The sequence below is a fragment of the Aminobacter ciceronei genome, assembly GCF_014138625.1.
Taxonomy (GTDB): Bacteria; Pseudomonadota; Alphaproteobacteria; order Rhizobiales; family Rhizobiaceae; genus Aminobacter; species Aminobacter ciceronei.
In genome coordinates, this window is record NZ_JACJHY010000019.1 from 65,102 (window position 1) to 85,172 (window position 20,071).

At 63.8% G+C, this 20,071-nt stretch carries 19 protein-coding genes; 15 read left to right on the forward strand and 4 right to left on the reverse strand.

What is annotated here, in order from left to right:
• Nucleotides 1-2: 2 nt before the first annotated feature.
• From HNQ95_RS19305 to dapA, 7 genes are all read left to right on the forward strand, one after another.
• Nucleotides 3-1,067, forward strand: coding sequence for an ABC transporter ATP-binding protein (locus HNQ95_RS19305; protein WP_067968081.1), 1,065 nt, complete (start codon nucleotides 3-5; stop codon nucleotides 1,065-1,067).
• Entirely contained in the window at nucleotides 1,064-2,098 is a 1,035-nt protein-coding gene (locus tag HNQ95_RS19310) for an ABC transporter ATP-binding protein (RefSeq protein WP_154384364.1), read from the forward strand. The genes HNQ95_RS19305 and HNQ95_RS19310 overlap by 4 nt, the downstream gene beginning before the upstream one ends.
• On the forward strand, nucleotides 2,098-3,609 hold the full coding sequence (locus tag HNQ95_RS19315; RefSeq protein WP_067968086.1) for an aldehyde dehydrogenase family protein: 1,512 nt from the start codon (nucleotides 2,098-2,100) through the stop codon (nucleotides 3,607-3,609). The genes HNQ95_RS19310 and HNQ95_RS19315 overlap by 1 nt, the downstream gene beginning before the upstream one ends.
• Before the next feature lie 26 nt (nucleotides 3,610-3,635).
• On the forward strand, nucleotides 3,636-4,646 hold the full coding sequence (locus tag HNQ95_RS19320; protein ID WP_083948840.1) for a membrane dipeptidase: 1,011 nt from the start codon (nucleotides 3,636-3,638) through the stop codon (nucleotides 4,644-4,646).
• A gap of 4 nt (nucleotides 4,647-4,650) precedes the next feature.
• Nucleotides 4,651-6,291 carry a phytoene desaturase family protein gene (locus HNQ95_RS19325; protein ID WP_281381258.1) on the forward strand — a complete coding sequence of 547 codons (1,641 nt, stop codon included), beginning with the start codon at nucleotides 4,651-4,653 and terminating at the stop codon, nucleotides 6,289-6,291.
• Complete coding sequence (locus HNQ95_RS19330; protein ID WP_067968089.1) at nucleotides 6,279-6,575, forward strand: muconolactone Delta-isomerase; 297 nt, start codon at nucleotides 6,279-6,281, stop codon at nucleotides 6,573-6,575. Before HNQ95_RS19325 ends, HNQ95_RS19330 begins: the two co-directional genes overlap by 13 nt.
• A 68-nt stretch (nucleotides 6,576-6,643) precedes the next feature.
• Nucleotides 6,644-7,546 carry a 4-hydroxy-tetrahydrodipicolinate synthase gene (gene dapA, locus HNQ95_RS19335; protein ID WP_067968092.1) on the forward strand — a complete coding sequence of 301 codons (903 nt, stop codon included), beginning with the start codon at nucleotides 6,644-6,646 and terminating at the stop codon, nucleotides 7,544-7,546.
• Between the two features lie 29 nt (nucleotides 7,547-7,575).
• Here dapA and HNQ95_RS19340 read toward each other — a convergent pair whose 3' ends face one another.
• Entirely contained in the window at nucleotides 7,576-8,322 is a 747-nt protein-coding gene (locus HNQ95_RS19340; protein ID WP_182575062.1) for an IclR family transcriptional regulator, read from the reverse strand.
• A 149-nt stretch (nucleotides 8,323-8,471) separates the two neighbouring features.
• Here HNQ95_RS19340 and HNQ95_RS19345 point away from each other — a divergent pair, with 149 nt between their 5' ends.
• The 7 genes from HNQ95_RS19345 to HNQ95_RS19375 all read left to right on the forward strand — a co-directional run bounded on the left by HNQ95_RS19345 (nucleotide 8,472) and on the right by HNQ95_RS19375 (nucleotide 16,013).
• Nucleotides 8,472-10,217 (forward strand): ABC transporter substrate-binding protein, encoded by a 1,746-nt coding sequence (locus HNQ95_RS19345; RefSeq protein WP_182575061.1) that lies wholly within the window; start codon nucleotides 8,472-8,474, stop codon nucleotides 10,215-10,217.
• Between the two features lie 67 nt (nucleotides 10,218-10,284).
• Nucleotides 10,285-11,244, forward strand: coding sequence for an aldo/keto reductase (locus tag HNQ95_RS19350; RefSeq protein WP_182575060.1), 960 nt, complete (start codon nucleotides 10,285-10,287; stop codon nucleotides 11,242-11,244).
• Nucleotides 11,245-11,280: 36 nt separating this feature from the next.
• Nucleotides 11,281-12,198 carry an ABC transporter permease gene (locus HNQ95_RS19355; RefSeq protein WP_154384368.1) on the forward strand — a complete coding sequence of 306 codons (918 nt, stop codon included), beginning with the start codon at nucleotides 11,281-11,283 and terminating at the stop codon, nucleotides 12,196-12,198.
• An 8-nt stretch (nucleotides 12,199-12,206) separates the two neighbouring features.
• Nucleotides 12,207-13,169 (forward strand): ABC transporter permease, encoded by a 963-nt coding sequence (locus tag HNQ95_RS19360; protein ID WP_182575059.1) that lies wholly within the window; start codon nucleotides 12,207-12,209, stop codon nucleotides 13,167-13,169.
• A 65-nt stretch (nucleotides 13,170-13,234) separates the two neighbouring features.
• Nucleotides 13,235-13,957, forward strand: a complete 723-nt coding sequence (locus HNQ95_RS19365) for an arylmalonate decarboxylase (RefSeq protein WP_210252503.1) — start codon at nucleotides 13,235-13,237, stop codon at nucleotides 13,955-13,957.
• Nucleotides 13,958-13,965: 8 nt separating this feature from the next.
• The gene (locus HNQ95_RS19370; RefSeq protein WP_154384369.1) at nucleotides 13,966-14,991 is read left to right on the forward strand and encodes an ABC transporter ATP-binding protein; all 1,026 of its coding nucleotides are present in this window, start codon (nucleotides 13,966-13,968) and stop codon (nucleotides 14,989-14,991) included.
• Nucleotides 14,988-16,013 (forward strand): ABC transporter ATP-binding protein, encoded by a 1,026-nt coding sequence (locus HNQ95_RS19375; protein ID WP_154384370.1) that lies wholly within the window; start codon nucleotides 14,988-14,990, stop codon nucleotides 16,011-16,013. Before HNQ95_RS19370 ends, HNQ95_RS19375 begins: the two co-directional genes overlap by 4 nt.
• 71 nt (nucleotides 16,014-16,084) lie before the next feature.
• Here HNQ95_RS19375 and HNQ95_RS19380 read toward each other — a convergent pair whose 3' ends face one another.
• A complete protein-coding gene (locus tag HNQ95_RS19380; RefSeq protein WP_067968116.1) occupies nucleotides 16,085-16,597 on the reverse strand; it encodes a flavin reductase in 513 nt (170 codons plus the stop codon).
• Nucleotides 16,598-16,619: 22 nt separating this feature from the next.
• Nucleotides 16,620-18,155, reverse strand: a complete 1,536-nt coding sequence (locus HNQ95_RS19385; RefSeq protein WP_182575058.1) for a 4-hydroxyphenylacetate 3-hydroxylase family protein — start codon at nucleotides 18,153-18,155, stop codon at nucleotides 16,620-16,622.
• A gap of 90 nt (nucleotides 18,156-18,245) precedes the next feature.
• On the opposite strand from HNQ95_RS19385, the gene HNQ95_RS19390 reads away from it, so the two are divergent.
• Nucleotides 18,246-19,118, forward strand: coding sequence for a helix-turn-helix domain-containing protein (locus tag HNQ95_RS19390; RefSeq protein ID WP_182575057.1), 873 nt, complete (start codon nucleotides 18,246-18,248; stop codon nucleotides 19,116-19,118).
• A 153-nt stretch (nucleotides 19,119-19,271) separates the two neighbouring features.
• On the opposite strand, the gene HNQ95_RS19395 is transcribed toward HNQ95_RS19390, so the two are convergent.
• Entirely contained in the window at nucleotides 19,272-20,048 is a 777-nt protein-coding gene (locus tag HNQ95_RS19395) for a ferredoxin--NADP reductase (protein WP_067968126.1), read from the reverse strand.
• Between the last annotated feature and the right edge of the window lie 23 nt (nucleotides 20,049-20,071).

The window sequence follows — 20,071 nt, forward strand, 5'->3', positions numbered from 1 at the left end:
CGATGAACGCCATTTCAACGCCCATGGATGCACTACGCCCGGCGCCGGTGCTGGAGGTCAGCGACCTGCGCGTCAGCTACGGCAGCGCATCCCGCCCGATCCATGTCGTCAACGACGTCTCCTTTGCCGTCGGCCGCGGCGAAGCGCTCGGCATCGTCGGCGAATCCGGTTGCGGCAAGAGCCAGACTATGCTGGCGGTGCTTGGCCTGTTGCCGTCGAGCGGCCGCATCAGCGCCGGCAAGGTGACATTCGAGGGCCAGGACTTGGCCAGGCTGTCGGCACGCCAACTCCGCGGCCTACGCGGGAAGGGCATGGCGCTGATTTCCCAGGATGCGCTGTCGGCACTCAATCCGTCGATGACAATCGGCACCCAGATGGCCGAGCCGATGATCCATTATGACGGTATGAGCCGGGCGGCCGCGCGCGAGCGCTGCATCGAGCTGCTCGACCTCGTCGGCATTCCGGGCGCGGCAGCGCGGCTCGGCGCCTATCCGCACGAACTGTCGGGTGGCATGCGCCAGCGCGTGCTGATCGCAACGGCGATCAGCGGCAACCCGAAGGTGCTGATTGCCGACGAGCCGACCACAGCACTCGATGTCACCATCCAAGCCCAGATCCTGCGCCTGATCGACCGGCTGCGTCGCGACCTTGGCATGGCACTTGTCATCATCACCCATGATCTCGGCGTCGTTGCCGGCGTCGCCGACCAGGTGGCGGTGATGTATGCGGGGCGTGTCGTGGAGGCCGGGTCGACGGACGCGATCTTCAGCGAACCGCGCCATCCCTACACGCGTGCGTTGCTCGAGGCGATTCCCAAGCTCGACGAGCCGGCCGACAAGCGTCTGACACCGATTGCCGGGTTGCCGCCGGATCCTCGTCGCGCGCCGGCGGGCTGCGCTTTCCATCCGCGTTGCCGCCTTGTGCAGCCGCTTTGCCGCGAGCAACTGCCTGCACTCGAGGCCAAGGACGCGGGTGCTGGACATCTCATCCGCTGCTCTGTCGATCCATGGGCCAGGACCGCAACGCCTGAAGCACGCGGCGTCTCGGCATCGGGGGCGCTTTCATGAAAAGTCTCGTCACCAAGCCGGCCATCAGGGTCGAAGACCTCCGCGTCCAATTTCCGATCCGTGGCGGCTTCCTGCGACGGCCGACGGGCGCGATCCGCGCCGTCGATGGCGTGTCGTTCGAAATCCCTGCCGGCTCGACGGTTGGCCTTGTCGGTGAAAGCGGCAGCGGCAAGTCCACAACCGGGCGGGCGCTGCTCGGACTGGCACCGGCAACCAGCGGCTCGGTAAGCATCTTTGGCCGCGACCTGGCGGCGCTCAAGGCGGAACGAGGCGCATTGCCACGCGTCGGGCAACTCGTGTTCCAGGATCCCTACGCCAGCCTCAACCCGCGCATGACAATCGGCGCGACCTTGCGGGAGGCTCTTGTCTACCATCGCATCGCGTCCAAGGCGGACTGCGGCACGGTCGTCCGCGAGTTGCTCGACAGCGTTGGCCTGAGGCCGGAACTCGCCGCGCGCTATCCGCTCGAACTGTCGGGCGGGCAGCGGCAACGCGTGGCGATTGCCCGTGCGCTGGCCGTGCAGCCGGAGTTCATCGTGCTCGATGAGGTGGTGTCGGCGCTCGATGTCAGCATCCAGGGGCAGATCCTGAACCTGCTGATGGACTTGCAGAAGAAGCGCAACCTGACCTACCTGTTCATCACCCACGATCTCAGCGTCGTCCGCCACGTGTCGAACCAGGTCGTCGTCCTCTATGGCGGCAAGGTCATGGAAGTGGCGGGACGAGATCGCCTGTTTGCAGCGCCGCATCATCCCTACACCCATGCGCTGCTGTCGGCGGTGCCGGTTCCCAACCCGCGTGTCGAGCGCAACCGGGCGCGTGTCGAAATCCGCGCCGAACCGCCAAACCCGATCGCGCCGCCGAGTGGCTGCCGCTTCCACAAGTCGTGCCAGTTCGCGACCGAAGAGTGCCGCAGAACCGAACCACTGCTGCGTGAAGTGGAACACGGGCATCTCGCTGCCTGCCATCACATGCAGAGCATGACAGTCCGCCGCGCCCTTGGCGCCGGCATCGCAGGAGTGACCGCGTGATGGATACCAGGACAACAACTCATACCGAACAGGCAGCTTCGGCCATGCCGGTCTTTTACGCCTCCTTCGTCGATGGCAATTCGTTGTCGGCGGCCGCTACTTCACTGCCACTCGTCGATCCGGCCACAGGCCGGATTTGGGCTCACGCGCAGCTCGATCCAGCCGCTGCCGATGCTGCCATGGCGAGTGCAGTCGTGGCACGGGATTCGGGCCGCTGGGCGGACCTCACCGGTGCTGAACGGGCCGTAATGCTGCGCCGGCTGGGTGACCTCGTCGCCGCCCATGCCGAAGAGCTCGGCAGCCTTGAAAGCCTGGCCAATGGCAAGCCGCACCGGGCGACCTTTGGCGAGATGCGCGCGACGTCGCGCTGGTATCATTATTACGCCAGCCTCGCGGAGACGCATGACGGGCTGGTTCGGGAGATCGGCCGCAGCGTCGAGGCTCGCATCGAACGCGAGCCGCTGGGAATCGTCGTCGCGATCACGCCGTTCAACGGGGCGCTATCGCTGGGTTCGTGGAAGCTGGCGCCGGCACTTGCGGCAGGCAATGTCGTTATTCTCAAGCCACCGGCAGAAGCGCCGGCATCAAGCATACGTCTCGCCGCGCTGGCCATCGAGGCGGGCTTCCCAAAGGGCGTCGTCAACGTCGTGATCGGCGATGCCGCGATCGGCGAAGCGCTGGCCCTGCATCATGAGACGGCAATGGTCACCTTCACCGGCAGTACGGCAGCCGCGCGGCAGTTGGGTGGCAAGGTTGTCGGCGCGATGAAACAGTTCGTCTGCGAAGCTGGCGGCAAGTCGGCCCATATCGTGTTCGAGGACGCCGACATAGGTTCGGCCGTCGTTGCCGCAACCCAAGGCGCTTTCTCGGCAACAGGGCAGACCTGCGTCGCCGGCTCCCGTCTGCTGCTACACGCCTCGATCGCCGACGAGTTCCTCGAGCGCTACAAGGCCTCGATCGGGCGCCTGCGCATCGGCGATCCCAAGGTGGCGGACACACATGTGGGGCCTGTTGCCTCGGCACGGCATCTCGCTCGGATCGCAGGGTTTGTCAGCGGTGCTGTGGCCGAAGGCGGACGCGTGCTTGTCGGTGGCAAGTCGCCCGAGATGCCGGGCGACTTGGCGAACGGCTGCTGGTATGCGCCGACTGTCATCGTTGACGTGACACCAGACATGCGGGTCGTGCGCGAGGAGGTGTTCGGCCCCGTGGTCACCGTCCAGACCTTCAAGACGGAAGAGGAAGCGGTGGCACTCGCCAATAGCAGCGAGTTTGGTCTCGCAGCAGGCTTCTGGACCACCGATATGCGCCGCGCCAGACGGGTCAGCCGCAAGCTCAAGGCTGGGACGGTTTGGGTCAACACCTACCGTGCCATCGACGTCAAGATCCCGTTCGGCGGCTACAAGCAGTCAGGGCTTGGCCGGGAGAACGGGCCCGAAGCCCTTGATGAATTCACGCAGATCAAATCGGTCGTCACCGACTACGCAGCCGCGCTCGACCCCTTCGCCTACTAGAACAACGTCACTGAAAGGACAGCAAAATGGACCATCAGAGCGCGCGGCTTCGAGCCCCTATCATCGTCGACGCCTTGCAGTTCAACAAGCCGGAGCGCGCACGCTTTCTGGAGTGGCAAAAGGGCCGCGTCGGCTGCGTGCATGTGACGCTGGCGATCTGGGAATCTGCGCGCGAGACACTTTCGGCCATCGGCGAGTGGAACCGACTGCTCGAAAACAACGCCGACCTGATCGCCCTCGCGACGACCGCTGACGAAATCGAGGCCATTGCCGCATCGGGTCGCACGGCCATCGTCTACGGCTTCCAGGACACCTCGCCCTTCGAAGACGACATCGAGTTGATCGAGATTTTCCACAAGCTCGGTGTGCGCATCGCCCAGCTGACCTACAACGTGCAGAACCGTATCGCCTCGGGTTGCTGGGAGCCGGACGAAAACGGCGTCTCGCAGTTCTTCGGCCGAAACGTCATTGCCGAGATGAATCGCCTCGGCATGCTGATCGACGTGTCGCACTGCACCGAACGTTCGTCGCGCGATGCGATCGAATACTCCTCGCGCCCGATCGCCATTACCCATGCCAATCCCTCGGCCTTCGTCGGCACTGACATCGAGCTCAACCGTCGCAACAAGTCGACCGAGCTGATCAAGCGTCTTGCCGAGCGTAACGGCGTGCTCGGCCTGTCGATGTATCCGAAGATCATGCGTGACGGCTCGAACTGCACGCTCGAAACCTTCACCGAGATGGTCGCCTGGACTGTCGAAACCATCGGCGTCGACGCCGTCGGCATCGGTACCGATTTCTATGACGGCTGGCCGGTCAGCGAGATCAAGTGGTGGCGCGCCGGCCGCTGGGCCCGTGAAAGTGCTGTTCCGATCAAGGGGTTCTCGAGCTGGCCGGACTGGTTCAAGTCGCCGGTCGATTTCCCGGCCTTGATTGAGGCGCTGGAGAAGCGCGGCTTTTCGTCAGAGGAGGTCGCGAAGATCGCTGGAGGCAACTGGGTACGCCTCTTCCGCGAGAGCTTCTCGCCGCTGCAGTGAGGACATGATGGTTTCGAAGGATTCGGGCGCCGGTCTGGACGTCATCGTTGTTGGTGGAGGCCACAATGGCCTCGTCGCTGCCGGCTATCTGGCGAAGGCCGGCCTGAAGGTCGCGGTGCTTGAGGCAAGGCACATTCTTGGCGGTCCATGTGGCGCCATCGAGTTCCTGCCCGGCTATCGCAGCGCGATCACCAATTCGCCCGGATCCTTCGAGCCACGCATTCTCCGTGATCTCGACCTGGAAGGCCACGGACTGCGCTTTCATCGCACCGACCCGAATGTCGTCCATGTGTTTCCGGAAGGTTGCTTCATCGGCTGGCGCGACCGCGAGGCGGTCGCCACCCAGCTCGACGCTTTTGCTCCGGGCGATGCTGCTCGCTACAACAGCCTGCTGTCACGCCTCGAAGAGCTCGGGCGCCATCTCGGGGTTTCGGTGTTCGAGCCGTCGCGCAGCCTGGCAGAGGTGGCGCGTCATGTCCCGAAAGCACACGAGCGTCTGTTCGAGCAGGTGTTCCTCGGCAGCCTGCGTGAACTGCTTGATGAAAATCTCCGTTCCGAGCAGGCCAAAGCGCTGCTCGGCATGGTAGCGCTCAACGCCACATTGACGCCGCCATCTGCGCCGGGCACTGCGATCGGGCTGATGATGCGGCCGATCTCGCTTGCCTCTTCACCGGTGCTAGACGCCAACGATCCGAGGCGGACCGCGTTGCGCGGGTCTACCGGCCTGCCGATCGGCGGCATGGGCGCTATCATAGACGCTCTCCAAAGCGTGCTGCTTGCGCATGGGGGCGAGGTTCACACCAACACGCGGGTCGCCTCCGTGCTGCACGAGCATGGTCGTGCGGTCGGCGTCGTGACAAGTTCGGGGCGGGAGTTCCGCGCGCGACGGATCATCTCGGCAATCAATCCGCGGACGCTGTTTGCCGACATGCTGGATGACGATGCCGTCGGTGCCGAGATGCGGCGCGAGGTTGCGGCGGTGCCAATGCGCGGCTCCGCCTTCAAGATGTTCCTCGCGCTGGACGGTTTACCTCGCTATCGCGGCCTGCCGGATGGGATGAACTCGGCGCAGGTTGCCGGCACGCAGTTCCGCATCGCCTCGTCGCTTGCCCATATCGAGGACGCGGTACTCGACGGGCTGCGTGGCGTGCCGTCCGACGAGCCGATCATGTGGGGGCTGATGCCGACAGTTTCGTCGCCGGGCCTCGCACCGGCCGGAAAACACATCATGAGCGTAAATGTATGGCATGCGCCGCATGATCTGCGACAGGGCAGTTGGGACACCGAAAAGGAAGTCTTCGGCCGCCGCTGCATCGACGTGCTGGGCAGGCTGATGCCAGATCTTCAGGATCGGATCATCGGCCATCATTTCCTGAGCCCGGTCGATCTTGAGCACGAACTGGGTCTTGTCGGCGCCAACATCACGCACGGCGACATGCTGCCCAACAACCTGTTCGGCGCCCGCCCTCATGTCGCGGCCAATGATTACCGAACGCCGCTGGAAGGTCTCTATCTCAGTGCCTCGGGCACCTGGCCCGGCGGCTACGTAACCGGCATTCCCGGCCACAATACGGCCGCGGCCGTGCTTGCCGACATCGCCAACGCCACCCACAGACACGTCAGGGACGCTACATGGAATTCCTAGTCAATATCACGCTCAAATGGTCCGAGAACATGGAGCCCGAGCTCAGGGACCGGATTATCGTCGATGAACGGGCGCACGCCGCCGAGCTGATCAAGCAAGGCCACCTCGTGCGGATGTGGCGCGTGCCGGCGCGGTTCGAGAACTGGGGCTTGTGGCGGGCCAAGGATGCCACCGAGCTGCACGACATCATCTCCGGACTGCCGGCATTCCCCTGGATGATCCAGGTGAACGTGCATCCGCTGGCCCGCCACGCCGTGGATCCAGCACCCTACATCGCCGCCTAAGCTGCCGCGTCGCCCTTGAGTAGGCGGGTTCGCCCCCAGGCATTTGACTCTCGTCCAAGGCTCACTTCGTGCTCAACGCCTCCCGATTGAAAGGCATCCTGCCAGCCATTCCGACGCCGGTACGAGCGGACGGGAGCGTGGACGAGCAGGCCGCTGCAAAGCTTGTCGGCCATCTGCTGGCCGGAGGCGTCGACGGCCTGTTGCCCCTCGGCGGAACCGGGGAGTACGGGGCCTTGTCGCGCGCGGCGCGCATTCGCATTGCATCGGCCTGCGCCGAGTGCGTTGCGGGCAGGGTGCCTGTCATCGCCGGAGTGCTCGACCCCGGCTATCACGATGCTCTTGCGGCAGCGTACGACTTTGCCTCCGCCGGCGTCGATGCGCTTCTGGTCGTGACGCCCTATTACACCAATCCGACTCAGGCAGGCCTATGCGACTACTTCCTGCGTTTCGCGGATGAATCCCCGCTGCCGATCCTGCTATATGAGATTCCCTACCGCACCCGCATCGCGCTGGACCCCGAGGTGACGCATCTGCTGTCGCGGCATGAGCGCATCATCGGCATGAAGGTGTGCAACACCGACATGTATCATTTCTTGCGAGTGGTCGCCGGTGTCGACAAAGAGTTCGCCGTTCTCAGTGGCGAGGACAGCCTGTTTCCCTTGCATGTCGCGGCCGGGGCGAATGGCGGTATCGTCGTGACCGCAAGCCTTCTGCCGCGAACCTGGCGGCGGATGTTCGATCTCGTGTCCCAAGGCCGGACCCAAGAGGCACTACTGCTGCACCGGAAGCTCATTCCCCTGATCAACCTGGCTTTCGCCGAAACCAACCCCGGGCCACTGAAGTCGGTGCTCGATCTGGTCGGCGTCGATGCCCCCGAGGTGCTCGCTCCATTGGTCCAGCCCGCATTTGAATTGCAAGCCCGGCTACGATCGGAAGTGGAACATTTGCTCGGTGCCTACGAGAATGCATAACCCGATACGACTGAGCGCTGTCGCACATATCAGTTCAAATGCTCGGCGATCTGGCTGACGGCGGCGACGATAAGCTCGGCATGCGCTGTGCGGGCTTCGGCGGTGGCGCGGGCAGCCGGCGTTGAGATGCTGATCGCAGCAATAGGTCGCCGGTCCGGCCCGCTGATGGCGGCGCCCGTTGCAAACACGCCGTCGCGCCACGAGGCAGTGGTGGCGTAGCCGCGCGAGGCGATGCCGCGCAGTTCGACGAGCAGCTCGCCAAGCGGCAACGCGGCTGACACGGCACTTGCCTGGCTGTCTGCCTTGACCGCTTCGCCATAGATCCGTTCGATGTCCGCTTCCGGCATCTGCGCCAGCATGGCCTTGCCGGTTGCGGTGACCAGCACCGGAGCGCGACCGCCGAGCGGTTCGACATGGCGCACCGCATGCGGGCTTTCCAGACGCTCGATCAGCACGATTTCGGATTCGTCCAGAACCGCGAGATGGATGGTTTCGCCGGTTTCGCGCCGAAGCTGTTCCATCACCGGCAAGGCCGCTTCGCGCAGGCCGAAATGGTTGCCCGCCTTGCGGGCGAGGCGGCTGGCCCGGAACGTCAGTTCCCATCGTGTGCGCTCTCCACTGGCCGGCCGGATCCAAGCTGCCTCGTGCAACGTTTCAAGCGCGCGCTGAACCGATGATTTCGGCTGCTTGAGGTGGACGGCGAGTTCGCTGACTCCGACCGGCTGCAGGTCGGCAACGGTTTCCAGCACCACAAGAGCCTTCCTCACGCTGTTCATGCCTTGACATCCTCCCAAGCCTGAAATAGCAATCATGCCGTAATTTGGAACATCGTACCGAAATACGGCACATAAAGCAAACTCTAAATTCGCCGGAACAAGACGAATGCATCGTTGCCCGGCATGCTGACAGGGGAGGAAACATGAGGATGAAGATCGTATCAGCCGGCAGGTGGATGCTGGGTGCCGCTGCCGTGGCGCTCTGCCTGGCCGGCCAGGCCGTGGCCGCGGAGCCCAAGTCGGGCGGCACATTCAAGCTCGTTGGATCGGGTGACGTCGCCGGCTTCGATCCGGTATCCGCGCGCACGGCCGCCGTATTCCTGCACCGCGCCCTGACACGTACCCTCGTGGCGTTCCCGACCGATGCCGACCCGAAGGTTGCCGCGCAGCCGGTCGCCGATCTGGCCGAAGCCGTGCCGGTGGCCGAGGAAGGGGGTCTCGTCTATCGACTGACCATTCGCGAAGGTGCGACATGGAACACCGAGACGCCGCGCCAGATCACTGCAGCCGATGCAATCCGCGGCTTCAAGCGCCTGTGCAACCCGGTCCAGCCGACCGGCACGCCGACCTATTACATCGGCGTCATCAAGGGTTTCGCCGATTATTGCGCCGGCTTCGCCAAGGTGCCTGCCGATGTCGCGGCCATTCGCGACTATGTCGAGGGCACCGATGTCGAAGGGTTGACGGCCGAGGACGAACGCACGCTCAAGATCACGCTCGAACGGCCAACCGCCGACTTCGCCTCGATCCTGGCACTCGTCTCTTCTGCGCCGGTGGCTCTGGAGATGCTTGACCACCTGCCCAATTCGCCTGAGCTGCGCCGCAACTATGTCAGCTCCGGTCCCTATGTGATCGAAGACTACATCCTGAACGAGAGCATCTCGCTTGCGCGCAGCGAGAGCTGGAACGCGGCTGCCGATCCGATCCACAAGGCCTATGTCGACCGCATCGAAGTTGCTTTCGGGACACCCGATGCCGGCAAGACCCAGCGTATGATCGAAGCCGGCGATATCGATGGCTATTTCGACCTGTCGATCGCCACCGCCGACCTGACCCGCATCATGACCAATCCAGGCGATACGCAGTTGCTGCAGTTCGCCGACGGCGCGATCAATCCGGTCCTCGTCATCAACCTGGCATCGCCGAACAACAACAAGGCGCTGGCCGACATACGCGTTCGTCAGGCGCTGAATTACGCGGTCAACAAGTCGGCGATCGTCCAGGTCGGCGGCGGTCCAGCCGTCAAGCAGCCGATCGGTCAGCTTCTGACGGCGAACGTCATTGGTCACAAGCCGTATGACCCCTACCCGACTCCGGAAAGCAAGGGCGATCCCGAAAAGGCGAAGCAGCTGCTTGCCGAAGCGGGCTTCCCCAATGGCATCGAGCTCAAATACAGCTATGCCGCCGGCGGCCGCTACGATCTCTACTCCGCCGCGCTTCAAGCTGACCTCGCCAAGGCCGGCATCAAGCTGATCATGCAGCCGGGTCCGTCGCGCACGGTGATGTCGCAGATGTACCAGAACCGGCAGGCAACGAATGCCGGAGCCTGGGACCTTGGCATGACCTCGCTGCGCGCCGATTGGGTCGGCGATTCCGCCCGTACCATGATCGTGCCGATGTTCCATGGCGAGGCCTGCGAGAAGAGCACCAGCAACTGGACCTGCTACAACAATCCGGCGGTCAATGCGCTGATCGACAAGGCGCTGACAGCGACCGACGAAGCGGTCGCTGCCGAGTCTTGGGCACAGGCCGACCGCGCGATCATGGCGGATGCGCCCGTCGTGCCGCTGATCACCGGCAAGATCTCGCTCTACGCTTCCGAGCGCATGCGCGGCACCACCGTCAACCTGCTGTTCAACAACGTCGACCCGACCTTGGTCTGGATCGACGAATAAGCAAGCCTGCGCGGGCGGCGCCAACCGACGCCCCGTCCCCCTCTCATCCAAATGCCCGGAGCCTGAAGTGCAGTATCGTCAGATCGGAACATCGGACCTCAAGACCTCGGTCTTGTCGCTAGGGTCCTACCAAACCTATTCGCGGATGGAGTATCGCGACGTCGTCAATCTCGTGCGGCGTGCTGCGGAGCTCGGCATCAATCTCTTCGACGTCGCCCACTATCGCACGGCCCCGCACACCGAAGTGGTGCTCGCGCGCGCCCTGCGCGATGCCGGCCTGAAACGCGACCAGATCATGATCATGGACAAGGTCTGGTGGTACGACAATGACGAGCCGACGCTGGAGCACCAACTCGACGAGCTGCTGTTCCGCCTCGACACCGACTATCTCGACGTCATCATGTGCTACGGCATGCGTCCGGGCCGAGACGATCCGGCGGCAACGGCGCGTCTGAATGCCGGCTTCGTCACCTCGGGCAAAGCGCGCGCCTGGGGTGGCCTGAACTGGTCGGCCAAGGATCTGCGCATCGCGCACGAAACCTGCGTCGCCGAAGGCCTGCCGACACCACAAATCGTCCAGCTGAAATACAACATCGCCCGCCGCCACATCGTCGAGTCCGAGGAGTACACCCAGCTGCGTGCCGAGACTGGCATTTCGATCCACGCTTCCGACAGTCTCGAAGGCGGCATCCTGGCCGGCAACCTGGTCCGCGAGCGCGTGCTCGGGCGCGACCCAGGCAATGTCCGCGAAGAGATCATCGCGCTTGTGCCGAAGCTACGCGAGGTTGCGGAGGGCTTTGGCTGCTCCATGGCACAGCTGGCGATCGCCTTCTGCATCGCCAACCCGCAGACGGCGTCGCTGCTGTTCGGTGCCAGCCGCATCGGCCAGCTCGAGGACAATGTCGGCGCTGTGGCGCTGGTCGAAAAGCATGGCGAGGCCATCGTCGCGGCGCTCGCCGGTTTTGGCGTCGCCGGCCATGAGTTCGATCTGCCGCCGAACCACGCCACGCCCCTGACCAGGGACTGAACCGCCAAGGACTGACCCGTCTCGTTGGAAATGCCCATGTCCGATACCACAGCCACATCGCGGCCGCCGGCCGCGCCAGTGCTCAGCACACGGCAGCGCGTCATGCGACAGTTGCTGCGCGACAAGGCTGCGATGGCGGCAAGTGCCGTTATCCTGCTGCTTGTGCTGATGGCCGTTTTCGCGCCACTGATCGTGGCCCTGGTCGGACATGGGCCCAACGAACAGTTCCGCGACACGGGCCTGACCGCCGGCGGGGTGCCTCTGCCGCCGGGGTCGCTCTTCCTGCTCGGCACCGACGTCGTCGGCCGGGACCTGTTCGTTCGGCTGGTGGTCGGCACCCAGGTGACCGTCTTCGTCGCCATCGCCTGCGCGCTGACAGCCATCGTCATCGGCGTGGTCATCGGCATGCTGGCGGGTTATCGCGGGGGCCTCATCGACACGCTCTTGTCCGGCTTCGTCGACGTGGTCCTCGGCCTGCCGTTGCTCATCACCGCGGTGGCGCTTGTCTCCGTCTATGGCGCGAGCTTCGGCATCATGATGGGCACCATCGTCTTCTTCACCTGGGGGCCAGTGGCGCGCGTCGTGCGCAACCTCGTGGTGGCGACCAAGAGCGGCGAATTTGTCGACGCGGCACGCATGCTCGGCGCCTCCGACACCCACATCATGGTGCGCGAGATCCTGCCCAACATCGCAGGCCAGGTCATCGTCTATGGCAGCCTGCTGATCCCGCAGGTCATCGTGCTCGAGGCGTCCCTGAGTTTCCTCGGCCTCGGCGTGCCGCCGCCGACGGCCACCTGGGGCGGCATCATTGCCGAAAACCAGACCAACTATGCTGTTGCCTGGTGGTCGATCCTGTTTCCGAGCCTGTTCCTGCTCGCCGCGACGCTGGCTTTCAACGTCCTGGGCGACGGCCTGCGCGACGCGCTCGACCCGACGGCCCAGCGCAGCAGATAGGATTTGTCATGTTGAGGTTCTTGCTGCGCCGGCTCCTGTTCGGATTGCTTACGCTCTGGCTGATCACGCTCGCCGTCTTCATCCTGTTTTTCCTGGCCACGCCGGGCGACCCCGCGCTCAACTTCGCCGGCGAGTTCGCCACAGCCGACCAGGTTGCCATGGTCCGTGCCCGGCTCGGGCTCGATCAGCCGGTCTACGTGCAATATCTGCGCTACATGTGGGCGCTGCTCCACTTCGATCTCGGCATGTCCTTCGTCAATCAGGAGGAGGTGTTGGCAACCATCGTACGGCGCATGCCTGCCACCATCTCGCTTGCGCTGGGCTCGGTTGCCGTCTGGCTTATGATCGCCATTCCGGCTGGCATCTTCTCGGCTCGGCGTTCCGGCCAGGCCGCCGACCGCCTGATCACCATTGCGGCACTTGCCGGCATGTCGTTTCCGACCTTCGTGGTCGGCACGCTGTTGTTCTATGTCCTGTTCTTCCAGCTCACCAATGCAGGATTTCCGCTCTTTCCCTTGGGTGGGTTCGTTCCGATCACCCGCGATCCGCTGGAATGGCTGCGCCACATGATCCTGCCATGGGCAACCCTGGCGGTCGTCGGCACCGGTACCTACACCCGAATTGCCCGCGGCTCGATGCTTGAGACGCTCAATCAGGACTATGTCCGCACGGCGCGGGCCAAGGGCCTCGGCGAACAGCGCGTCATGTACAAGCACGCTTTGCCGCCGGCGATGACACCCGTGATGACGCTTGTCGGTCTCGATCTCGGCGGCCTGCTCGGCGGCACGATCATCACCGAGCGCATCTGGGGTCTCAACGGCGTCGGCTCGCTTGCCGTGCAGGCGGTCGAGAGCGGCGACCTTCCAGTCATCATGGGCACCGTGCTGATCGCCGCGTTCTTCGTCGTCGTTGCCAATCTGTGCGTCGACATCCTTCAGGCCGTGCGCGACCCCCGCGTCCGCCTCGGCTGACATCATCCAGTGGAGTTGTTCATGTTTCTGGTATTGCGCGACATTCGCGGTCTCTCGGGGCGGTCATGCTGAACCGCCCGCAACTCGGCCTGATCGTCCCGCCGGCGTCCGGTGCCGTGCCGCCCGATGCGGCCACGATCTACCCACAATACAGTTTCCTGGCCGAAGGGCTTGGCCTCACCGAACTGTCCAGCAACGGCTACGACTCGGTCATCGAGACGGTCGGCGCTGCTGCCGTGCGCCTTGCGGCCCGTGGCGCAAGTGTGGTCTCGCTGATGGGCACCTCGCTCAGCTTTTATCGCGGCCCCGATTTCAACGCGGTGCTGGAAAACGAGATCGCGGTGCGCGCCGGCGTTCCTGCGCTGACCATGAGCACCGCAATTCTGGAAGCGGCGACGGCCCTTGGCGTACGTCGGCTCGCGGTCGCCACTGCATATCGCGATGACGTCAATGCTTCACTGCAGCGCTTCCTGGAAGCGGCGGGAATTGAAGTGTTGTCGCTGGAGCACCTTGGCATCGCGTCGGTCGATGCGGTTCACCAGGTGCCGGAGGACGACGTCACGGATCTCGGACGCCGCGCCTTTGCATCCGCGCCCGACGCCGAGGCAGTGTTGATTTCGTGTGGCGGGCTCGCGACCCGTGCTGCGGTACGCACAATCGAGGCTGAAGCTGGCATTCCCGTCATCACCTCGCCGCTGGCCGGCTTGTGGGCGACTGTCAGTCGCGCCGGGGTTGATCCCCGTGCCGAAGGCGCAGGGCGCTTGTTCCAAACCACACTGGAGCAATAGAGGACGACATGTTCGTTTCTGTTCGCGATTTGAAGGTGCATTTCCCGGCGGAGGAGGGCTTGGTCCGCGCCGTCGATGGACTGTCCTTCTCGATCGAGCGCGGCAAGACGCTTGCCATCGTTGGCGAGTCCGGATCGGGTAAGACGGCGGCAAGCCTTGCCATGCTTGGCCTGCACGGCAAGGCAGCGCGCATCAGCGGCGAGATCGCCATTGGCGATGCCCAGGTGGTGGGCGCTTCGGAATCGACGCTGCGACGGCTGCGCGGCAACCGTATGGCGATGATCTTCCAGGATCCGCTGACCGCTATGCACCCCTATCACAAGGTCGGCGAACAGATAGTCGAGGCCTATCGCACGCATCGCAGTGTGACGCGCAAAGCAGCCCGGCAGCGCACACTCGACATGCTGGCGCGTGTCGGCATGGCCGATACCCAACGCGCCTTCGACAGCTATCCGCACCAGCTTTCCGGCGGCCAGCGCCAGCGCGTTATGATTGCCATGGCCTTGTGCTGTGACCCCGAATTGCTGATAGCCGACGAGCCGACGACGGCACTCGACGTCACCGTTCAGGCCCAGATCCTCGATCTGCTCAAGGATCTCCAGCGCGAGTTCGGGTCGGCGATCATCATGATCACCCACGATCTGGGTGTTGTCGCGGAAGTCGCCGACGAGGTGGTGGTGATGTATGCCGGACGCGCCGTCGAAACCGGCACAGTGCGCGACGTCTTCTATCGGCCTTCGCACCCCTACACCTGGGGTCTGCTCGAATCCATTCCACGGCTGGACCACCAGCGCGACCGGCTGACGGCGATCCCGGGGTCGCCGCCCTCGCTTGCCGGCCTTGCCGAAGGCTGTGCTTTCCGGAAGCGATGTGGCCATGCAGCCTCTGTGCCTGACGGGCTGTGCGCCAGCCAGGCGCCATTGCCGACCGACATCGCTGCCGGCCATTCCATCCGCTGCCATCTTACGGATACCGGCCGGGCCGCCGCCCGTTCCAATCCACGCCAGCCCTCAGCATCCGAGGTCCAGCCATGAACGCGCCATCGTCAGCGTCGCAACACGCTGCCCCTTTGCTCAAGGTCGAAAAGCTGAGCAAGCACTTTCCGCTGTCCACCGGTCTGTTCGGCGGGCAGGCGCGATCGGTCCGCGCTGTCGACGGCGTGTCCTTCGATGTCGCGCCGGGCGAAACGCTTAGCCTCGTCGGCGAATCCGGCTGCGGCAAGTCGACGACGGGACGCCTGATCGCCCGGCTGCTCGATGTCTCCAGCGGCCGGGTCAGCTTTCAGGGCCGCGACATGTCGCACATCCAGGGGGCCGATCTGCGCGCGCTGCGGCGCGACATCCAGATGGTGTTCCAGGATCCGTATTCGTCGCTCAATCCACGGCAGACGGTCGGCGATATAATCGGCGCGCCGTTCCTGATCCAGGGCATGACACCGGCCGAAGGCCGTCAAGCCGCGGTTCAGGAGCTGATGCGCCGGGTCGGGCTCAACCCGGAGCACTACTACTGTTACCCCCGCGAGTTTTCCGGTGGGCAGCGTCAACGCATCAGCATCGCGCGGGCGCTCGCATTGCGGCCGAAGCTGATCATCTGCGACGAACCGGTGTCGGCGCTCGACGTTTCGGTGCAGGCCCAGGTCATCAATCTCCTGCAGGACCTGCAGCGCGATCTCGGCCTGTCCTATCTGTTCATCGCCCATGACTTGTCGGTGGTTCGCCATATCTCGCACCGCGTCGCGGTGATGTATCTCGGACGTATCGTCGAGATCGCGGGGGTCGGCCCGCTCTACGAGCGGCCGTTGCATCCCTATACGCTGGCGCTGCTCTCATCTGCGCCCGATCCCGATCCTGACCGCGCGGCGTCCCGCAAGCGTTTCGTGCTCAAAGGCGAGTTGCCCAGTCCGGTCAATCCGCCAGACGGTTGCCTTTTCCACACGCGCTGCCCGATGGCGCAGGACAAGTGCCGCAGTGAAGTGCCCGCACTCCGGCAGGTAGCGGCTGGCCGCCAGTCGGCTTGTCACTACGCCGATCAGGTTCCGGCGATCGCTGCCGGATAGTCTGGCGACCGAAAGCCGGCAGCAGAAAGGGCGGCCTTGAGCCGCCCTTTCTTCATTTCCATACGATCGGCTCAGCCGCCGAAACTGCCGAGAGGCGCCGATGGGTGGGCATAGTTGCGATCGACATAGAGCAGCGCGTTGCCGTCGTTGCGCTGCCGAACCTCGGTCACGCGCCCGATCATCACGTTGTGGGTGCCGACGCGGTGCACAGTCTCCAGTTCACAGTCGAGATTGACGATGGCGTCGGTCAGCGCCGGCGAACCGGAGCCCATGACGAGCCAGTCGGCGGCGGCGTAACGTTCATCCATGTCCTGTGTCGTGCCCGCGAATTTGCCGGCCAGGTGTGCATGTTCCTGCGTAAGCACATTGATGCAGAAGCGCCGGTTGGTGAGGAACATGTCGCACTGTGCCGAACGCCCGTTCATGCAGACCAGAATGGTCGGCGGCTCGTCAGAAACGCTGCACATGGCAGTTGCGGTGAAGCCACCGCGACCGGCTTCACCGTCGGTGGAGACGATGTTGACCGGGGCGCAGACCCTGGCCATGGCGTTGCGGAACTCGACCTTCGTGAGAACGTCCGGCATGGCTTTTCTCCTCCCTTGGCCGTCAGCCGCGAAGCGGCGGCAGCCAGGTATCACCGGTCCAGCCGTTCTGGTCGTAGTCGGCCATGCAGGTGTCGACGAGTTCTTCCATCGCCTTCAGGCGACCGCCGCGCTCGGCACCCTTCAGCACCTGCAGACGGACCTCTTCGGGCGCGCCGGCGTAGTTCAGCTCGTAGAGCGCGTGACGGCCGCCGAACTCGGTACCGGTCGCATCCCACAGAAGCTTCATGATCTTGATCCGCTCGACATGGCCCATGTCGTTGGAGCCGCGAACATACTTGGCGAGGTAGGGATTGATGTCGGGATTGTCGAAATCGGCGGCGGAGGAGGGGAGGTAAATCAGGCCCGAGGCGATGACCTTGCGGACCGTCTCGATCACGCGTGGATAGGCCTCCGACATGAAGGTCCGGTAGGATAGCGCGGCCTCGAGATTGGGAAGCACGGCACCATTCGCCCATGGGATCGGGTTGTAGGCCATGGCATTTGAGAAGCTCCAGAACATGTGCCTGAGCGCGATGACCTCGCCCAGCGCTGCCTGGTTGCCGCGGAAGGCATCGCCGCCGGTGGCGCGCAGCGCCTTGGCCAGCAGGCCGGCGAGGAAATCGAGCTTGACGGCAAAGCGCGTGCAACCCTGGAAGCAGTAGCCATGCATGAAGCCGGAAGCGGGATGGAACGACAGAATCTTCGGTGCGTCGCGCAGCACCAGCACGTCCTCCCAGGGGATGAAGACATTGTCCAGCACCAGGATCGCGTCGTTCTCGTCGAAGCGCGACGACAGCGGATAGTCGAAGGGTGTACCGACTGTGTTGGCCGTCTGCTCGTAGGAGACACGGCAGAACATCTTGATGCCGGGCGCGTTCATCGGAACGATGAACATCACCGACAGCGAAGGATCCTCGGTGACCGTGGCCGAACTCTGGGCCAGGAAATTGTAATGCGTCAGTGCCGACGATGTCGCCACCACCTTGGCGCCCGAGACATAGATGCCGGCGTCGGTTTCCCTGGTGATGTGCACGAACACATCCTTGACCGCGTCGGCCGGTTTGTGGCGGTCGATCGGCGGGTTGACGATGGCGTGGTTCATGAACAGGACGGATTCCTGCGCTCGCTTATGCCACGACAGTGCGTTGTCCTTGAACGGGCCGTACCAGTCGGCATTGGCGCCGAGCGTGTTCATCAACGCCGCCTTGTAGTCGGCAGTCCGCCCCATCCAGCCATAAGACATGCGCGCCCATTCGGCGATCGCGCCCTGCTGGGCGACAAGTTCCTGCGACGAGCGCGCGACGCGGAAGTATTTGTGGGTGAAGCCGCCCGAACCGGTGTCGGTCGGCGACGTCAGGCTGTCCTTGCGCTTGGAGTCGTGCAGCGCATCATAGAGCCGGGCCAGCGAGCGGGCCGAGTTGCGCATCGCCGGATGCGAGGTGACGTCGGCCACGCGTTCGCCATTGATATAGACCTCGCGCCCGTCCTTCAGGCTTTCGAGATATTCAGCGCCTGTGAATGGCCTGGTCTTGTCTTGGCGGAAATCTTCGGAACGCACGCTGTCCTCCCCTGATGATACCCGAACCTAGCGCGAAAGGAGCGGGCAGGGGATGGACAGGTTGCCAAATTCGCTTGTACTTTTTCCGGAATGCAATCCGATCCCAACATTCCGAGCTTTTTCGTCTATGGCGAGCCGAGCCGCCTCCTCGAAGTCGGCTTTCTCCATGTCGAGGCTGTAAGCGACAGAAAAGACATCCATTTCGGCAAGGTTCGAGCGCATCGACACCCGCATATGGGCCAGATCACATTGTGGACCCAGGGTAGTGGCCACTACCGGATCGAAGACACGTCATGGGACTTTTCCGCGCCAGCGGTCAGTTTCGTTCCCAGCAGTATCGTCCATGGTTTCGACGTCGAGCCTGATGCCGACGCGACAGTGGTTTCCATAGCCGACGACATGCTCAAGGATCTGGCACGGCAGCTTCAGCTGTCGCTCGACACGCCGGTTTTCGTCGCCGGCCAGGGCGAAAGCGACAGCTGGCGCCGGCTTGCAACGGTCGTCGAAACATTGGCCTCCGAGTATCGCGACGACGCGCCACTGGCCGGAAAGCTGATGCCTGAACTGGCGGCCTCAGCGCTGTGTTACATCGCGCGGCTCAACCACAGTCAGCCGCAGGCGGTAGGATCACCCGCTGTCGTTCTTGCGACGGCGTTGCGCGGAGCCGTCGAAGCGCATTATCGCGAAGCCTGGCTTGTCGACGACTATGTCGCGGCACTGGCGACGACCCCGCACCTGCTCGACAAGGCCGCGCGCCAGGTGCTGGGCATGTCGGTCAAGGACGTGGTGCTGGAGCGGCGTTTGCTCGAAGCCAAGCGGCTCTTGATGTTCACCATCCGGCCGGTCGAGGACATCGCCTTTGAGACCGGCTTCGGCGACCCGGCTTATTTCTCGCGCTTTTTCCGCCGCCGCTGCGGCGAAGCGCCTTCAACTTGGCGTAGACGCCAGATCGAGGCGCAGTAGAGATGCCGGGGCGGACAACCGGGCGAAATCGACGAGGTACTGTTACACCTGCCCTCATTCCTGCGGGGGCGTGCATCCCTTATGATCGTCGAGAACTCCATTTCTCGACCGTTGAGGCAGCGACTGTCTCGCTGCCGCCGCATCGCAGCCCAACTAAGCTCTCTCTGCAAAAGCCTTCTCGACGACGTAGTCGCCAGGTATCGAGCTGTTGCCCTCACGCATACCGAGCCCTTCGAGGATCTCGCGCATGTCAGCGATGAAAGCAGGGCTGCCGCAAAGCATTGCTCGGTCATTTTCTGCTGAAATCTCCGGCAGGCCGATGTCTGACACAAGTGTGCTCGCGCGGACGAGGTCAGTGATCCGGCCGCGGTTGCGGAAGGGTTCCCGCGTCACGGTGGGGTAGTAGATCAGCTTTTCCGACAGCAATTCGCCGAAATACTCGTTGGCCGGGAATTCCTCGGTGATCTGTTGTTTGTAGGCCAGTTCGTCTGTTTGCCGGCAACCATGCACCAGCACGACATGCTCATAGCGTTCAAAGGTTTCAGGGTCGCGGATGAGGCTCATGAAAGGAGCCAGCCCCGTGCCCGTACCGAACAAGTAGAGATTGCGGCCTGGCGTGAGATTGGCAAGCAGCAGCGTACCTGTCGCCTTGCGGCCGACCACGATGCTGTCGCCAACAGTGAGGTGCTGGAGCCGCGAGGTCAGCGGGCCATTCTGCACCTTGATCGACAGGAACTCGAGCGTTTCGTCATGATTTGGGCTGACCACGCTGTAGGCCCGCAGCAGCGGCTTGCCATCCACCTCCAGCCCGATCATGGCGAACTGGCCATTCTCGAAGCGGAACGCCGGATCGCGTGTCGTGGTGAAGGAGAAAAGTGTGTCGGTCCAGTGATGCACGCTCAACACCTGCTGTTGGGTAAGGTTGCTCATTCCCCGTGCTCCTCGCTAAGGGT

Bases quoted from the DNA above. Each gene is read 5' to 3' on its own strand.
- HNQ95_RS19360 (WP_182575059.1), top strand. From the start codon at position 12,207: ATGTTGAGGTTCTTGCTGCGCCGGCTCCTGTTCGGATTGCTTACGCTC.
- HNQ95_RS19395 (WP_067968126.1), bottom strand. From the start codon at position 20,048: ATGAGCAACCTTACCCAACAGCAGGTGTTGAGCGTGCATCACTGGACC.
- HNQ95_RS19320 (WP_083948840.1), top strand. From the start codon at position 3,636: ATGGACCATCAGAGCGCGCGGCTTCGAGCCCCTATCATCGTCGACGCC.
- HNQ95_RS19340 (WP_182575062.1), bottom strand. From the start codon at position 8,322: ATGAACAGCGTGAGGAAGGCTCTTGTGGTGCTGGAAACCGTTGCCGAC.
- HNQ95_RS19380 (WP_067968116.1), bottom strand. From the start codon at position 16,597: ATGCCGGACGTTCTCACGAAGGTCGAGTTCCGCAACGCCATGGCCAGG.
- HNQ95_RS19305 (WP_067968081.1), top strand. From the start codon at position 3: ATGAACGCCATTTCAACGCCCATGGATGCACTACGCCCGGCGCCGGTG.
- HNQ95_RS19370 (WP_154384369.1), top strand. From the start codon at position 13,966: ATGTTCGTTTCTGTTCGCGATTTGAAGGTGCATTTCCCGGCGGAGGAG.
- HNQ95_RS19375 (WP_154384370.1), top strand. From the start codon at position 14,988: ATGAACGCGCCATCGTCAGCGTCGCAACACGCTGCCCCTTTGCTCAAG.
- HNQ95_RS19315 (WP_067968086.1), top strand. From the start codon at position 2,098: ATGGATACCAGGACAACAACTCATACCGAACAGGCAGCTTCGGCCATG.
- HNQ95_RS19355 (WP_154384368.1), top strand. From the start codon at position 11,281: ATGTCCGATACCACAGCCACATCGCGGCCGCCGGCCGCGCCAGTGCTC.
- HNQ95_RS19330 (WP_067968089.1), top strand. From the start codon at position 6,279: ATGGAATTCCTAGTCAATATCACGCTCAAATGGTCCGAGAACATGGAG.
- HNQ95_RS19325 (WP_281381258.1), top strand. From the start codon at position 4,651: ATGATGGTTTCGAAGGATTCGGGCGCCGGTCTGGACGTCATCGTTGTT.
- HNQ95_RS19310 (WP_154384364.1), top strand. From the start codon at position 1,064: ATGAAAAGTCTCGTCACCAAGCCGGCCATCAGGGTCGAAGACCTCCGC.
- HNQ95_RS19345 (WP_182575061.1), top strand. From the start codon at position 8,472: ATGAAGATCGTATCAGCCGGCAGGTGGATGCTGGGTGCCGCTGCCGTG.
- HNQ95_RS19390 (WP_182575057.1), top strand. From the start codon at position 18,246: ATGCAATCCGATCCCAACATTCCGAGCTTTTTCGTCTATGGCGAGCCG.
- HNQ95_RS19365 (WP_210252503.1), top strand. From the start codon at position 13,235: ATGCTGAACCGCCCGCAACTCGGCCTGATCGTCCCGCCGGCGTCCGGT.